The sequence below is a fragment of the Microbispora sp. CSR-4 genome (genome assembly GCF_008033685.1).
In the GTDB taxonomy this organism is placed as follows: Bacteria; Actinomycetota; Actinomycetes; order Streptosporangiales; family Streptosporangiaceae; genus Microbispora.
On record NZ_VJVX01000053.1, the window covers coordinates 17694 to 31059 of the forward strand.

Here is a 13366-nt window from a genome sequence, read left to right on the forward strand (position 1 = left end):
CGTCACTCCTCGCGAAGCAGGGCCTGGACGTAGGGCACGAGCGGGTCGCCGGACGGGGGCGCGTCGCCGAAGTCCGCCGTGAACTCCTCCATGGCCTTGGTCAGCCGCTCGCCGGTCGCGCCGCGCGCGGCGCCGATCGCGCCCTGGATCGCGGCTGACATCGCGACGTGGTCGAGGTCGCGCATCGCCCGCGGGTCGATGCTCAGCCCGAGCAGGTGACCCGCGCCGGTGACCCGGGCCGTCACGGCGCCCGTGGCGTCGGTGCCCTCGATCACCTCCTCGCTCAGGGTGTGGAGCAGGTCGGCGAGCGCGCCGACGCGGCCCTGCACCTCCCGCACCAGGCCGGCGACGTCGCCCTCCCTGCCCTCGTTGAACGCGGCCGTGTTCCTCATCGCAGGTCCCTGTTCGCCGGCTGCCAGTAGTCGTGGATGTTCGCCCGCTCCGCCACGGCGGGGGTGAGCGTGAGGTCACGGCGGCCCCGCGCCGGGTCGCCCTGGTGGTAGAAGGCGGCCCGCACGTCGTTGAGCTTCTGCTCCATCTTGTTGAGGTCGCTCTCGTACGCCATGTAGATGTCGGCGAACTGCTTGACGAGGTTGCCCAGCGCGCTGACGAACGCACCGGCCTGCGAGATCAGCGCGACCCGGCCGACCGGGTGCGCGCTCATCGCCGCCAGCGAACGGAGGACCGGCGCCGAGGTCGCGTAGAGGCCGAACACCGACAGGTCGTACTCAAGGACCTCCTTGAACTGGCTGTGCATCGCACCGCTCATCTCACCGGTGATCCCGTGGAGCTTCTCGTACAGGACCGTGGTGTTGAAGCGCACCCGCCGCCCGAGCAGGTCCGCCGCCTGGCCCTTCCAGTTGGGGCTGACGTCCTGGAAGTAGGAGAACCAGATGTCCGACCTGCCGCTCTCCAGCCGGCCTCCCATCTCCTTCCAGGTCTCCCGCCTGTCGTAGAAGAGGAAGGGGTTGCCGAGGTTCAGCGTGGCGGCCACGTCCAGGGCGAGTGCCGCGACTCCCAGACCGGACATGGCCGAGGCCGCACGCGTCTGCTGCCGCAGCGGGTTCAACCCCTTGACCAGGCTCTTGAAGAAGCCGGGGTCGGTGCGGGTGGCGGCGGAGGCGGCGGCCGTGTCGGCGGAGCCGGCCGGTGCCACGGAGACGGTCCGCTGGACGTTGCCACTCGAATCGGTGATGTAGAGCTCCTTGGGGCCCGAAGTGGGCCGGCCGGGAACGAACAGCGTGCCCGGCTCGCTGGGCGGAGTCGACATGCGGGTCCTAATCGGTTCTTGGAGTGAGCCGTGCGGCAGACTCCTGGTGGCAGCCGCCGGCAGGTGAGCACTTGTGATTCCTGGACGTTGAGCCCTGCTGAAAGACCGTGCCCCTGCCGGTCGGCCGGGAGAGTCGATCGCTGATGGGATGTCGCGCCCGCTGGGCCGGCGTGAGCACTGCTTTCAGGGGCGCGGCTGCTGGATCGTGGCCTTGCTCGCCTTCTCCGCCGCGACGTAATTGTCGGCCGCCCTGACCAGCGTCTCGCCGTCCGTGTGCAGGGCGTCGCCGAGGATGGCCGCGGCGCCCGACCAGGTGTCGGAGATCGTGTTGAACCGGTGGACGACGGTGAGCCCGACGATGGGGATCCCGGCGAGCGGGGCGAGGCTCCAGCCCTGGAAGCGGGGCGTCGCGTCCCCCAGCCGCCGGACACCGTCGGCGGAGCCGCTCACCGTGCCGGCGAACTTCCTGATGAAGCTCGCGGCCACCTCGTAGCCGGGCATGGCGCCTGAGCCGCCAGAGGGTGCGGCCGGGGCCGCCGGCGACCGCGGGGCCCGCTGTGGGGCCTGCTGCGTCCCCGGCTGCGTCCCCGGCGGTGTCCCCGGCTGCCGTACGCGCAGCGAGTCGGGCAGGCAGGGGCCCGGCGGCGGGCAGGGCGGCGTGTGCGGGCACGGGCTGACCATCGACGGCACGGACGGAGCCGGGGAAGCGGGGGACGTCGGTGTCGCCGCCGCCGTGGGCGCGCCGGTCGGCGGTGCTGCCGATGATGCGGTGGACGGTGTGGCGGGCGGCGTGGTGGACGGTGTAGCGGACGGCCCCGGCGAGGGCGGTGCCGTGGACGCCGGTGGGGTCGTCGGCGGTGTGGCCGAGGTGGGCGGAGCCGGGGAAGCGGTGGGCGACGCCGTGGCGGGGACCGGTGGCTGACTTGACGAGGGTGCACCATAGGACACGTGATCTTGCCTATCACCGGGTTTCGGGTCCCTGCCATGCGTCGGGGATACGTTTCCGCAGGTAGAAAGCGGAAATTCGGCGGATGTTCACTGATGCGTAACGGGTGAGCCGATAAAACCCGTACGCCTCGGTTTGAATGCGTTAACTTGCCGATGTTCCGAATATCGCGGGGAAAAGGGGCTCAGATGGCCGACGGCGGGTTCGACGACTTCGACGTGGAGCGTTTCCAGCAGCGAGTGGACGCCAGGATCACGGCCGTCGAACGGCTCCAGACCACCCTGTCCTCGCTGGTCGGCCGGGCCCGCGACGAGGACGGCCTGGTCAGCGTGGAGGTCTCCGCCCGAGGGCTGAGCGAGCTGGAGCTGCATCCCAAGGCCATGCGGCTGAGCTCGGGGGAGCTGGCCGAGCGGATCAAGGAGACGATGCGGGCCGCGTCCGACGACCTGTATCGGCAGATGAACCGGGCCATGGCCGACGCGCTCGGGCCGGAGGGCGACCAGTCGAAGTTCCTGGACGACCCGGAGGCCGTGCTCGCCCAGGTCAGAGAGGCGGAGTCCGCCTTCGACCGGACAGCGAAGGACGTGCTGGGCGAGCTCGACCGCATCAGCCGCAGCCTGGGCCTGTAACCCGCCGCCCGCTCCACAGCGGGCGGGCCCTGGGCCGGGCATGACCACGCGCGCCGCGACCACCGGCGCCATGCTGTCTGTGCGGCCCGGCCCCGCGCCCGCTGCGACCACCGGCACCGTGGCGCTCGTCGTGGTGGCGAGCGCCGCGAAGCCCGATGCGGCTGATGTGGTCGCGGCGGGGTCAGCCGATGCGGTCGGGGCTGGTGGTGCCGGTCACGCGCCAGACGTCCGGCTCGGGGTCGTAGATCTCCCGCTGGCGCTCCTCCCGGCCCTCCGATCCGGCCGCGCCTGCCGGGCCGTAGGGCATGAAGGAGGAACCCCCGCCGGCCTGGCCCGGCCGCAGGGCGCCGAGGACGGACTCGCCCGCCTGCACGCCGCCGACGCCGAAGCCGGTCCCGAAGCCGCCGCGCTGCCCGCCGTACGTGCCGATCACCCCGCCGGGCGGGAGCGTGCCGGTGGGGCCGGTCGTCGTGACGGGAAGGTGCGTGTCCGGATAGCCGGTGAGCCCGTTGGGGATGGTGCCCGCGGGGTTCGTGCCGGTGGGCAGGGGATGGGCGTTGGCCAGGTCGGTCCTGTCGGAGCCGCCGATCACGGGCGGAGCGGTGCCCGACCCGTCGCCGGAACCACCCGGCTGCCCCGCGTTCTGCCCGGAACCGTTCTGCCCGGTGCCGTTTTGTCCTGTGCCGTTTTGTCCGGTGCCGTCCTGGCCCGTGCCATCCTGTCCGGTGCCGTCCTGGCCAGGGCCGTTCTGCCCGGGGTCCGACGAGCCGGAGTCGCCCGACCCGTCCGTGCCGCCGCCGCCCGAGCCGCTGCCGTCGGAGCCGGGGCCGCCCGTGCCGCCGCCCCCGCCGGAGCCCGAACCGCTCGACCCGGAACCCGAGCCCCCCGAGCCGGACGTGCCATAACCGGACGTGCCGTCACCGGTGGAGCCGCCGTGCCACGTGTCGGTGGTCGTGACGGGCGCCCCCGTCCCGCCCACGTGGATGCGCGGCGACCGGGTGAGGTCGATGCTCGTCGGCTCGATGGCGGGCAGCTCGAAGGCCAGCCCCTCGGCGAAGGCGTTGTTCGCCTGCTGGATGTCCTCGTTGAGCTTGCGGAAGTGTCTGCGCGCGGCCTCGTCCGCGTCGGTGGGCGGGCTGCCCGTGGTGCCGCCCCCGGCGCCCTCGTTGCTGGTGTCCGTGGCGGCGGGGAAGTTGGCCTGCGCGTTCTTCACCACGGTCGCGTACCAGGACATGGCGGCTCCGCTGGACGCCATGGCGTCACCCAGCGCGCCCGCCGTGGCGTACAGCGCGCGGAGCGCCGACTGCACCTGGACCGCGGCCGGGCCGCGCCACACCTGGGCGAGCTCCTTGGCCGTCCTGCTGAGCGCGGCCTGGATGCCGCTCTCGGACGGGCCGTTCCCGCCGATCGTCCCGCCCATGAGGTCGGCGGCGTCGAGGAACGCCTGGCCGGCCCTGCCCATGTCGTCCGGCTTGGCGGCGTCGAGCTTCTGCTTGATCTGTTCCCGGGTCAGATTGCCCTGGTCGAGACCGTAGAGGGTCTCGTAGATCTTGATCAGCTCCCAGCCGGAGTCGGATCCCATCGAGGTCTATCTCCCTGCCCTCTGGCTCACGCGCTGCTGCTCTCGTGGCCCTTTTGGTAGTTGGCGACCGCCTGCTCGACGGCCGTGACCAGCGCCTCGACCCGGTCGATCAGCAGTTGGTACTTGCCGCTGAGCACCTCGTGGGCCTGCTCGGCGTTCAGTCCGAAATATCGGGCCGTGTCCCACGGACCGGCCTCGGCCGGGCCGACGTTGGTCAGGCCCTGGACCTCGCCCGCGGTGCCCGGGCCGCTCCAGGTGGCGCTCATGCTCGCCGGAGCGCGACCGCGCAGTGTCCCGAGCTCCTCCCGCAGCCCCTTGAGGACCTGGAGGACCCGGGTGTGCTCGATGTACGGCCCGCCCGCCGCGCCGTCCGGGCTCCCGTCGAGACCCGGCCAGTCCGCGGGTAGGCGCAGCTTCGGTGGCGGCGAACCGCCGCCGGAGTCAAGGGACACGTCACACCTTTCTCGATCATGCCCTGTCGATGCGGGGGGAGGTGGTCGGCTGGTCGCTCATGAAGAAGTCCTCGTCCTCCAGCAACCAGGTGGTCCGCTCGCGTTCCTCGCGCTCCTCGCCGTTGCCCGTGCCGTGCGGCGCGATCGGGAGCATCGAGCCTCCGGCGGAGGATCGCAGACCCGCCGCGTTCACGCCGGTCACGCCGCCGGTCCCGGCTCCGGCACCTGCGCCGCCGCCCGCTCCGGCTCCGCCGTAGCCGCTGCCGCCGAAGCCCGTGCCGTACCCCGCGCCCGCGCCACCGCCGGAGCCGCCCGATGCGCCGAACGCGTCGAGCCCCGGCGTGTGGCCGGCCAGGCTGGTGCCCGGACCCGCGCCGTACTGTCCGTTGCCGGCGCCGTTGCCGCCCGCGCCGTTGAGACCGCTCCCGTCCAGCCCGCTCCCGTTCAAGCCGCCGTTCAGTCCGGCGCCGTTCAGGCCCGAGCCGTCGAGCCCGTCGAGGCCCGTCCCGTTCGGTCCGCCGTCGAGCCCGTTCCCGAACCGCCCGTCGCCGCCCGCCGCCGATCCGGGCCCGCCCCCGAGCCCGTACGGCGGGTAGCCGGTGTCGAAGCCGAGCCCGTCGCCGGAAGGGTCGTTTCCGAGGTCGCCGAGCGACCCGAGATCGCCCAGGCCGTTCACGTTCGTGCGGACGTTCCCGTTCGGGAGGCTCCCGCCGGGCCCGGTGACGGGGTTGAACGGGGGAGGCGTCATGTCGAACTTCGGCACGTCGGTGTCGAGTGAGGCGGGGAACATGTCGTTGGCGGCCTTCGTCGCCTGGGTGAGCTTCTTGAGGTGCTCCTCGGCCGCCTTCATGTCCTTCTCTTCCTTCGACTCCCCGAAGATGTTGAGGAAGGGGCCGTCGCCGAAGATCGAGCCGATGGCGCCGCCGATGCCGCCGACGATGAACCCGCCGACGCCGCCGATGACGGCTCCGGGGATGGCTCCGACACCCGCGAAGGGGGAGCCGGCGATGGCGCCGCCCGCGGCGCCGACCGCCCCGGCCTCCAGGGCGGCGTCATACCAGTCGATGTCGCTCTTGGTGGGCTTCGGGACGTTCTCCCCCCGGAACTGGTTGAGCGAGCTGGCGTACACGTCCAGCGCGGGGACCACGCCGCGCGGTGTGGAGGGCGGTCCGGAGCGGCCGTCGGGCAGGGAGGTCTCCACGATCGCGTTCATCACGGCGAGCGTGGAGGTCCTGAGCCGGTGGAGCTGCTCCTTCACCTGCTTGGCGTCGTCGCCCGTGGTCCAGTGCTTGTCGAGGGCGTCCAGGTGCTTGTCGAGGGTGTCGACCACGGTCTTCAGCTTGTCGTGCACACCCTTGAACTCGCCCGAGGCCGCCCTGATCAGCTCGGGGTCGGTCTTCCCGAGCGCGTCGCGCAGGGTGTCGAGCATGACGACGCCCGGGTCGGACGCGTCGATCGCCGCCCTGATCGGCATCTTTCTCTCGGCCAAGACGCCTCCTTAACCGTTCCCCGTGTACGGCTAGACCTGCGCCGTGCCCGCCTGCTGCACGCCCGCCTGCTCGCCGGCGTCGAGATTCCTGATCGCCAGCTCCAGACGCTCGGCGGCGATGCCCAGGGTCGCGGCGATCTCCGCGTAGATGGCGGTGACCGCACTCTCCGCGCTGGTCACGCTCGTGTGGAAGCCCATGGCCGCGGGCCAGAACCCGCCGATGGCGTCACGCTGCGCGATCAGCTTCTTCACCGCGCCGCCCTCGGCGAAGGCGACCGGAGTCACCTCGCGCTTGGACGCCCCGGGCGCCAGCAGTTCGAGCGCCTCCTCGAAGTCCTTGCGGGCGTTCCTGAGGGCCGTACGGCTGACCTCCACGCCTCGGGACATGCGTCACCCTCCCGTTCACGGCCGAAGACGGCGCCGACGAGGGATCGCCGGTGCCGCCGGCCGTACGTCGGACGTTCGCTCTGCCTGCCGTCCTACTTGCCGTCGAACATGGCGGCGTTGATGCGCTCGACGTCCTTCATGTTCATGTTCGTGATGTTGATGTTCTTGGCCAGCAGGGACACGATGTCCGCCAGGCCCTTGGCCTCCTGCTGCCAGATCCGCCGGGTCTGGTCGTAGGCGTCCTTGGCGCTGCCCTGCCAGATCGCGGTCTTGGTGTTGAGCTTGTTCTCCAGGTTCTCCAGCTCCGTGACCAGCCTGTTGAAGGCGTTCTGGAACTCGGTCTCGCCCGTGTCGAGACCGCTGAAGTTGACCTTTGTGATGTCGAAGTCCACCGTCGCGCTCTCCGTCCGTTGCTGGTGGTCGTCTCGGGCTCAGCGGCTGTACGAGGCGGGCGGGGCCTGGTTGATGAGCGCCTCGATCTTGTTGATCTCGGCGGTCACCTGCGTGTTGAACTCGGCGTAGTTCTTGTTGTTCGCCCGGATGCTCTCCGCGAGGGTCTGCAGGCTGCCCAGGATGACGTCCATGCGCTCGTGCCACAGCAGGTGCACCTTGTTGAACGCGTGGTGCGACTCGCCCTGCCAGTGCACCTTGAGGTTCTCACCGGCGCTGTCCAGGTAACGCTGGATGCCGCGGATGTTCTCGGCCGCGTCGCCGATCCAGGTGATCGCCTCCTCCAGGTCGTGCCGGCTTACTTGGGCCTGGCTTGCGCCAGAGTGCGACATGGTCACCTCCACTGATCCTGTCGAATTCCCCCGACCAGGAGGGTCGGGTGATGACCCAAAAGTCACAGTAATGGATCAGAAGGGGGCTTGCCGGGACTGTCCCAGATTAAGATTTTGTCACGTCGCTTACGCATTTGTCAGACGGCAGGTTAGGGGTTTCATACGATTTGCGAGCTTTGTGGTGACTCGGCCGTAAGTAGTTGAAAACGCAATCTGTCGGCAACCGGCTGGAGGGTGCTGTGACCGATACGAGCGGCGGCGGGAATCCTTTCGCCGGCCTGGCGAACACGATGAACACGGGCGGCGTGGTGGACCCCCGCCTGGTGGACCCCGAGTTCAAGATGGACTACCCCGAGGTCACGAAGTTCGGCAACGACGTGGCCGGCCGGGGACAGGTCCTGGGGGCCACGAGCGGGCGGATCAAGAACATTCACCTTCCGATGCTGACCTTCGGCGTGATCGGCGGCAGCCTGAACGGCGTGCACAGCCGGGTGCGGGACCAGACGGCCGAGGCCGTGGCGAAGGGCCAGGAGGTCCTGGAGTCCTACCGGCCGGCCATCGACCAGGCGGTCGAGAACGCCAAGGAAGCCGAGAAGCAGAGCTCCGGCGGCCCCGGGGACCCCCATCAGCCCGGCCTGCCGGGCGGCCCGAAGGCCCCCGGGTTCGACCCCAAGAAGCTCGGGCTCGACGGTGGCGGGCTGCCGAAGACCGACCCCGGCGCCGACCTCGGCAAGGACCTCACGCTGCCCAAGGACAAGCTCGGCAACGGCCTCGACGACGACCTGCCGCGCCCGGACGTGCCGGACGGCAGCTCGCTGCCCGATCCAGGCGACATCGGCGACGGCCTGCCCGGCCCCGGTGACCCGGACGGCAACGGCCCCGGCGGCAGCGGCCTCGACCCGAACGGCGGTCTCGGTCAGAACGGCCTCGGCTCCACGGGCCTCGACGGGCTCGGCCAGAACGGTGCGAACGCCCTGGAGACCCCCAAGCTGAACAACCCGGGCGACACCTCCCTCTCCTCGTACAACCCGAACCCGTTGCAGACGCCGACGCCGCCGTCGGTCCCCGACCTCGGCACGACCGGCTACGGGCCGGGCGACTACTCCCTGAACCGGCCGGGGAGCGGCGGCTACGGCTCGGGCGGCTACGGCTCCGGGGGTGCGTCGTACGGCTCCGGAGCGAGCGGCGCGGGCGGCGGGCTGGGCTCCGGCGCCGGGCGGGCCGGCGGCGGGTCCGGGGGGATCCCCGCCATGCCGTACGCCCCGATGGGCATGGGCGCGGGGAGCAACGACGACGGCAAGGAGCGCACGCGGGGCCCGGCGGTGCCGGAAGACGAGAGCACCTGGTTCGGCGACGAGGACGTGGCGCCTCCCGTCCTCGGGATGCAGGAGGACATCTAGGCCATGGTGAGCATCGGCAACGTCGAGATCTGGAACGCGCAGAACAACTTCATCACCGGCGCCGGGCTGGCCGGCACGGCCTCCCTCCTGGAGCCGGCCGCCCGGCCGCTGGCGGCGGTGCTGCTCGCGATGGTCGCCGACCCCGACGCGATGGCGCGGGGCGCGCGCGAGTGGCGCAACGAGGGAGGCGACGACGCCAACGCGTCACCCGACATCGGGCAGCTGCGCACTGATCTCCGCGGGCAGATCACCGCGCTCGAGTCGGACGGGCATCTGAAGGGGCAGATGCTGGCCACGATGAAGCAGAAGTTCGCCGAGCTGGACACGCAGCTCGACTCGCTGGACAGGGGAATGAAAGGCGTCGGCGACAGCCTCGACTCCGCGGCCCAGATCTACACCGCGGCCAGTTACATCTCGCTGTCGCTCGGCGGGGCGGCGATGACGCTGGCGTACGCCGGCGCCGCCGCCAAGGGCAACCCGATGACGCTGGCCGTAGTCGAGCCCATGGTGATAGCGGTGATCGCCTCCCTGTCGAGGATCGCGGAGCGGGTGTTCGCGATCCTGGGGAGGGTGAGCTTCAAGGTCGCCGCGATCTTCATGGGAGTCTCCTATCTCACCGCCGGCGTCCAGCAGAAGTTCCCCGGCATGCAGGCCATCACCATGGAGGCGCCCGACTTCGCCAAGGCCAAGGTGGCCTTCGACCCGTCCACCGGAGGCCTCGCCGAGCCCCTCCCCGACCCCGACGACATGCCGAAGACGCCGTCCTTCATGCCCCCGTTCAGCCTCTGATGGAGTGGGCGGCCAGCGCGTTCGAGCGGCGGCTCGGGGCGGCGTACGACGCGGGGGACCTGGCGGTCTGCCTGAGCATGCTCAGGGACACCGAGCTGGCGCTGCCCGCGCCCCCGGAGGGAGACGCCGCCTGGCCGACGATCACCGCGCCCGACCGGGTGTGGCTGCCCGCGTACACCTCGGTCGAGGCGATGCGGGCGGCCACCGGGTTGTCGCGGGTCAGGATCACCTCGCTGGTCGAGCTGGCCGCGGGCTGGCCCGACCCGCGGTGGGGCCTGGCCGTCAACCCCGGCCTGCCGGTGCGCTTCCTGCTCGAACCGGGCACCGTGGCCAGGCTCGCGGTCCCCACCCTCGCGCAGGACCGCAGGGCGGAGCCCGAGCCCGCGCTGCCGGTCGTGCAGAAGCCGCTCACGCCCCACGACCTGCGGTCATATCTCGGCGAGGGGGAGTCGCGCGTCTCGGGCTACTGCCACCACGCGCTCGACGTCGCACACCTGGCGACGCCGGCCGTGCTCGCCGACGCCATCGGCCGAGGCGACGACGACGGTCTGCTCAGCCGCGAGGGCTCGCTGTTCCTGCTGCGGTGGCGCACGGTGGGGCTGAACCTCTACCGCACGCCGTACGGCGGGACCGACGAGGCGGGCATGGCGGCGGTCGCCGGGTGGGTCATCGAGGAGCCGCCGTTCGCCGGAATGGGCCTCGCGCCCAACGCGGACTCCCTTGTCCGTGAATACAAGGTGGACGCCGTACGGCTGCCGCACGCCTCTGAGATAGTCGAGCTGACCCTGGCCGGCAGCGAGGTCGTACGCGCGGTCTACGACGGCGACCTCGGCCGCTGGCTGCCGCCCGGCCCGGAACAGCCCCCGGAACAGCCCCCAGAACAGGCCCTCGCACCGGCACCGGCGTCGGCGAGCTCCTATCGGGCGCGCCGGCGCGGAGCCGAGTTCACGGCGAATCCGGACGCGGGACACGACGGGCTGCTGATCCGGCTGCTGAGCGACGGGCCTGCCGACGGGTTCGAGGAGCGGGCCCCGGGCCGCTTCGTCCGGCCGGTGCCCGCCGAGGAGTGCGAGGCGGTCTTCCACGTCACGCGGGTGTGCGAGTGGCGCGGCGCCCCCTGCCTCGTACGCGACGAACGCCCGGGCGAGCTGCTGCTCGAATACACCGGCGGGCGGCTGCCGGTCGCGCGGGCGCTCGGCATGGAGCGGATCGAGCGGGGCGTCCACCGGCGGTGGGTGGGCCACGCCGAGGTGAGCGGGCTACGCGAGCACGCCGAGCCTCTCGACCTGGGCTCGGACGAAGGGAGCGGACGTTGACGAGCGAGACCGATCCGCACATCCACGTCGCGCAGCGGTTCGCCGGCGGACGACCCGGCCGGGCCGGCTTTTGAAGCACGCCGCGGAGACTCCTCGCCGCGCCGTCGCCCCAGCGGTCCCCGCCCTCGCCCGCGATCTCCTACAGGGGTTCGGCGGCCCTGGTCATCGGGCCGCCCGCGTCGCCGGTGTTGAGCGTGCCGACCGGCTCCACCAGCATCACGGCCGTCTCCTCCTCGGCCACGGGGCAGTGCTCGACGCCGCGGGGCACCACGTAGAGCTCGCCGGGCCCGAGGACGACGTCCCCCTCGCGATCCTCCTCGCGCAGCCGGATGGTGAGCCTGCCGCTGACGACCACGAACAGCTCGTCGGTCTCCGGGTGGGTGTGCCAGACGAACTCTCCCTTCAGCTTGGCGAGCTTGATCTCGTAGTCGTTGAGCCCGGCGATCGTTTTCTGCGTCCACAACTCGTCGATCCGGGAGAGCTTGTCGGCGATGTTGACGGGGTCGAGGGAAACGGACATCGTGTGTGCCTCTCACTTCGGATGCACCGCCCGGAGCGGGCGATGACGCACGTGATGAGCGTGGCCCGGCCCGCTGTCGCCCGTCTTGTACGTTCTTAGCGTGACGGCTCACCATCGTCCGCCGACGGTCAGTGCCTGGCGGCCGCCGGTGCCCGGCATCGCCGAGGTCTTCCACGCGCACTTCACCGACCATGCCTATCCGGCCCACACTCACGACACGTGGGACCTGATGATCCTCGACGACGGCGCGGTCGACTTCGGACTGGACCGTCGCCGGCACGCCGCCGCCGACCTGTCCGCCGTACTGCTCCTGCCTCCCGGTGTCCGGCATGACGGCAGGACCGTCACCGCCGCGGGCTTCCGCAAGCGCGTGCTCTACCTGGACACCACCGTGCTGCCGGAACGTCTCATCGGCAAGGCGGCGGACGCCCCGATCCTGGCCGACCCACTCCTGCGTGACCGGATCCACCGCCTGCATGCCGCTCTCGGGCATCCGGGAGAGGTGGTCGAGGGCGAATCACGCCTGTTCTTCGTCGCGGAGAGGCTGCGCTTCCACCTTGAGGCGTTCCGGCATCGGGAGCCCGGCCGGGAGGCGCACCGGCTGGCCGTCGAGCTGCGTGAACTGCTGGACGCCCGGGTCCGGGTGGGGCTGTCGCTGCGGGAGGCGGCCGCCGTCCTCCACTCTCATCCGACACACCTGATCCGCTGCTTCACGCGGACGTACGGCCTGCCGCCGCACACCTATCTCACGGGCAAGCGCATAGACCTGGCCCGCAGGCTCCTGCTGAGCGGTCAGCGGCCGGCCGATGTGGCGACGAGCGTGGGATTCCATGACCAGGCGCACCTGAACCGGCACTTCACCCGGCATGTCGGCATCACACCCGCGCGCTATGCGTCCGGTGGGCACGTGTCGCGTAGGGATGCCCGTCAGGCGTCCCGAGGGAATCGACACTAACCGGATGCCAAACGAAGATGTGATAATCCCCGATATTGGACGTTGATCGGCATTGGGGTGAACGCGGGCGATCGGGGTGATGAACATGGCCGGGGGACAGACGCCGGATGCCGCCGGAATGCGGGCGTACGCCGAGGAACTGCGGGCCACGTTCATGCGCCTGCAGGAGGAGGCGCCCGTGCTGCACGAGAAGGCGCGCGCCGTACAGGTGACGGAGAAGTCGCGTGACGGGCTCGTGGCGGCCACGGTCGGGGCGAACGGCGACCTGATCAGGCTCGACCTCGACCCACGCATCTATCGGCGGCAGGACGCGCGCGGCCTGGCCGACGCCATCACGCGGACCATCCACGCCGCCGTGGCCAAGGCCCAGGACCGGGTCGTCGAGATCTTCGCGCCACTCGTTCCCCCTGAGCAGATGAGGGCGCACATCGAGGGTGACCTCGATGCGGTGCTCGAACAGATGTCGAGGCAGATGCCGAAGCGGACACCGGAGAGCCCATGAGCGAGCTGTTCGAGGTGAACTACGTCGACATCCGCCCGCAGCAGCTCGCGAAGGGCCTGTCGCAGTGGCACGCCACGGCGACCGACGTGGAGAGCGGCTACGCCGCCGCACTGCGGGAGATCCAGCGGCTCAACGCCGCCGAGCCGTGGGGACACGACACGGCCGGCGCCGCCTTCCGCTCCGCGTACATGGAGGGCGGCGGGCCCGACACGCTGATGAAGAAGGGCGAGGAACTCGCCGCGAAGGTGGTCGAGCTCGGCCCGACCGTACGGCGCAGTGCCGAGAACGCCCGCGGCATGGACGGAGAACGGGCCAGAGAGGTGCGCGAGATCCTGAAGCGGGTCTGA

General features: G+C 71.2%; 18 protein-coding genes. 8 read left to right on the plus strand and 10 right to left on the minus strand.

Going from position 1 to position 13366, the window contains the following annotated elements; genetic code table 11:
• Window positions 1-2 precede the first annotated feature (2 nt).
• The 3 genes from FLV34_RS30565 to FLV34_RS30575 form a co-directional block, all read right to left on the minus strand.
• Window positions 3-392, minus strand: a complete 390-nt coding sequence (locus tag FLV34_RS30565) for a YbaB/EbfC family nucleoid-associated protein (RefSeq protein ID WP_147944747.1) — start codon at window positions 390-392, stop codon at window positions 3-5.
• Complete coding sequence (locus FLV34_RS30570; RefSeq protein ID WP_142646504.1) at window positions 389-1270, minus strand: hypothetical protein; 882 nt, start codon at window positions 1268-1270, stop codon at window positions 389-391. Before FLV34_RS30570 ends, FLV34_RS30565 begins: the two co-directional genes overlap by 4 nt.
• Before the next feature lie 183 nt (window positions 1271-1453).
• On the minus strand, window positions 1454-1771 hold the full coding sequence (locus tag FLV34_RS30575) for a hypothetical protein (protein WP_147944748.1): 318 nt from the start codon (window positions 1769-1771) through the stop codon (window positions 1454-1456).
• Here FLV34_RS30575 and FLV34_RS30580 point away from each other — a divergent pair.
• Window positions 1770-2192, plus strand: a complete 423-nt coding sequence (locus FLV34_RS30580; protein WP_147944749.1) for a hypothetical protein — start codon at window positions 1770-1772, stop codon at window positions 2190-2192. The genes FLV34_RS30575 and FLV34_RS30580 overlap by 2 nt on opposite strands.
• A 212-nt stretch (window positions 2193-2404) precedes the next feature.
• Complete coding sequence (locus FLV34_RS30585; protein WP_142646498.1) at window positions 2405-2845, plus strand: YbaB/EbfC family nucleoid-associated protein; 441 nt, start codon at window positions 2405-2407, stop codon at window positions 2843-2845.
• 181 nt (window positions 2846-3026) lie between these two features.
• On the opposite strand, the gene FLV34_RS30590 is transcribed toward FLV34_RS30585, so the two are convergent.
• The 6 genes from FLV34_RS30590 to FLV34_RS30615 all read right to left on the minus strand — a co-directional run bounded on the left by FLV34_RS30590 (window position 3027) and on the right by FLV34_RS30615 (window position 7537).
• Window positions 3027-4427 carry a hypothetical protein gene (locus FLV34_RS30590; RefSeq protein WP_147944750.1) on the minus strand — a complete coding sequence of 467 codons (1401 nt, stop codon included), beginning with the start codon at window positions 4425-4427 and terminating at the stop codon, window positions 3027-3029.
• Window positions 4428-4453: 26 nt separating this feature from the next.
• The gene (locus tag FLV34_RS30595) at window positions 4454-4879 is read right to left on the minus strand and encodes a hypothetical protein (protein WP_142646494.1); all 426 of its coding nucleotides are present in this window, start codon (window positions 4877-4879) and stop codon (window positions 4454-4456) included.
• A 16-nt stretch (window positions 4880-4895) separates the two neighbouring features.
• A complete protein-coding gene (locus tag FLV34_RS30600) occupies window positions 4896-6368 on the minus strand; it encodes a WXG100 family type VII secretion target (protein ID WP_142646492.1) in 1473 nt (490 codons plus the stop codon).
• Window positions 6369-6398: 30 nt separating this feature from the next.
• Window positions 6399-6755 carry a hypothetical protein gene (locus FLV34_RS30605; protein WP_142646490.1) on the minus strand — a complete coding sequence of 119 codons (357 nt, stop codon included), beginning with the start codon at window positions 6753-6755 and terminating at the stop codon, window positions 6399-6401.
• A 92-nt stretch (window positions 6756-6847) separates the two neighbouring features.
• Complete coding sequence (locus FLV34_RS30610; RefSeq protein ID WP_142646488.1) at window positions 6848-7147, minus strand: WXG100 family type VII secretion target; 300 nt, start codon at window positions 7145-7147, stop codon at window positions 6848-6850.
• A gap of 39 nt (window positions 7148-7186) precedes the next feature.
• Window positions 7187-7537, minus strand: a complete 351-nt coding sequence (locus tag FLV34_RS30615; RefSeq protein ID WP_142646486.1) for a WXG100 family type VII secretion target — start codon at window positions 7535-7537, stop codon at window positions 7187-7189.
• A 239-nt stretch (window positions 7538-7776) separates the two neighbouring features.
• Here FLV34_RS30615 and FLV34_RS30620 point away from each other — a divergent pair, with 239 nt between their 5' ends.
• The 3 genes from FLV34_RS30620 to FLV34_RS42780 are packed head-to-tail and all read left to right on the plus strand — an operon-like array spanning window position 7777 to window position 11042.
• Window positions 7777-8937, plus strand: coding sequence for a hypothetical protein (locus FLV34_RS30620; protein WP_142646484.1), 1161 nt, complete (start codon window positions 7777-7779; stop codon window positions 8935-8937).
• A gap of 3 nt (window positions 8938-8940) precedes the next feature.
• A complete protein-coding gene (locus FLV34_RS30625) occupies window positions 8941-9726 on the plus strand; it encodes a WXG100 family type VII secretion target (RefSeq protein ID WP_147944751.1) in 786 nt (261 codons plus the stop codon).
• Window positions 9726-11042: an SseB family protein gene (locus tag FLV34_RS42780; protein WP_261985964.1), complete on the plus strand. Its 1317-nt coding sequence runs from the start codon at window positions 9726-9728 to the stop codon at window positions 11040-11042. The genes FLV34_RS30625 and FLV34_RS42780 overlap by 1 nt, the downstream gene beginning before the upstream one ends.
• A gap of 139 nt (window positions 11043-11181) precedes the next feature.
• On the opposite strand, the gene FLV34_RS30640 is transcribed toward FLV34_RS42780, so the two are convergent.
• Window positions 11182-11562, minus strand: a complete 381-nt coding sequence (locus FLV34_RS30640; protein ID WP_147944752.1) for a cupin domain-containing protein — start codon at window positions 11560-11562, stop codon at window positions 11182-11184.
• Between the two features lie 100 nt (window positions 11563-11662).
• Here FLV34_RS30640 and FLV34_RS30645 point away from each other — a divergent pair, with 100 nt between their 5' ends.
• The 3 genes from FLV34_RS30645 to FLV34_RS30655 all read left to right on the plus strand — a co-directional run bounded on the left by FLV34_RS30645 (window position 11663) and on the right by FLV34_RS30655 (window position 13366).
• Window positions 11663-12517 (plus strand): AraC family transcriptional regulator, encoded by an 855-nt coding sequence (locus FLV34_RS30645; RefSeq protein WP_142646476.1) that lies wholly within the window; start codon window positions 11663-11665, stop codon window positions 12515-12517.
• Between the two features lie 85 nt (window positions 12518-12602).
• A complete protein-coding gene (locus tag FLV34_RS30650; RefSeq protein WP_142646474.1) occupies window positions 12603-13019 on the plus strand; it encodes a YbaB/EbfC family nucleoid-associated protein in 417 nt (138 codons plus the stop codon).
• Window positions 13016-13366, plus strand: coding sequence for a hypothetical protein (locus FLV34_RS30655; RefSeq protein ID WP_147944753.1), 351 nt, complete (start codon window positions 13016-13018; stop codon window positions 13364-13366). Before FLV34_RS30650 ends, FLV34_RS30655 begins: the two co-directional genes overlap by 4 nt.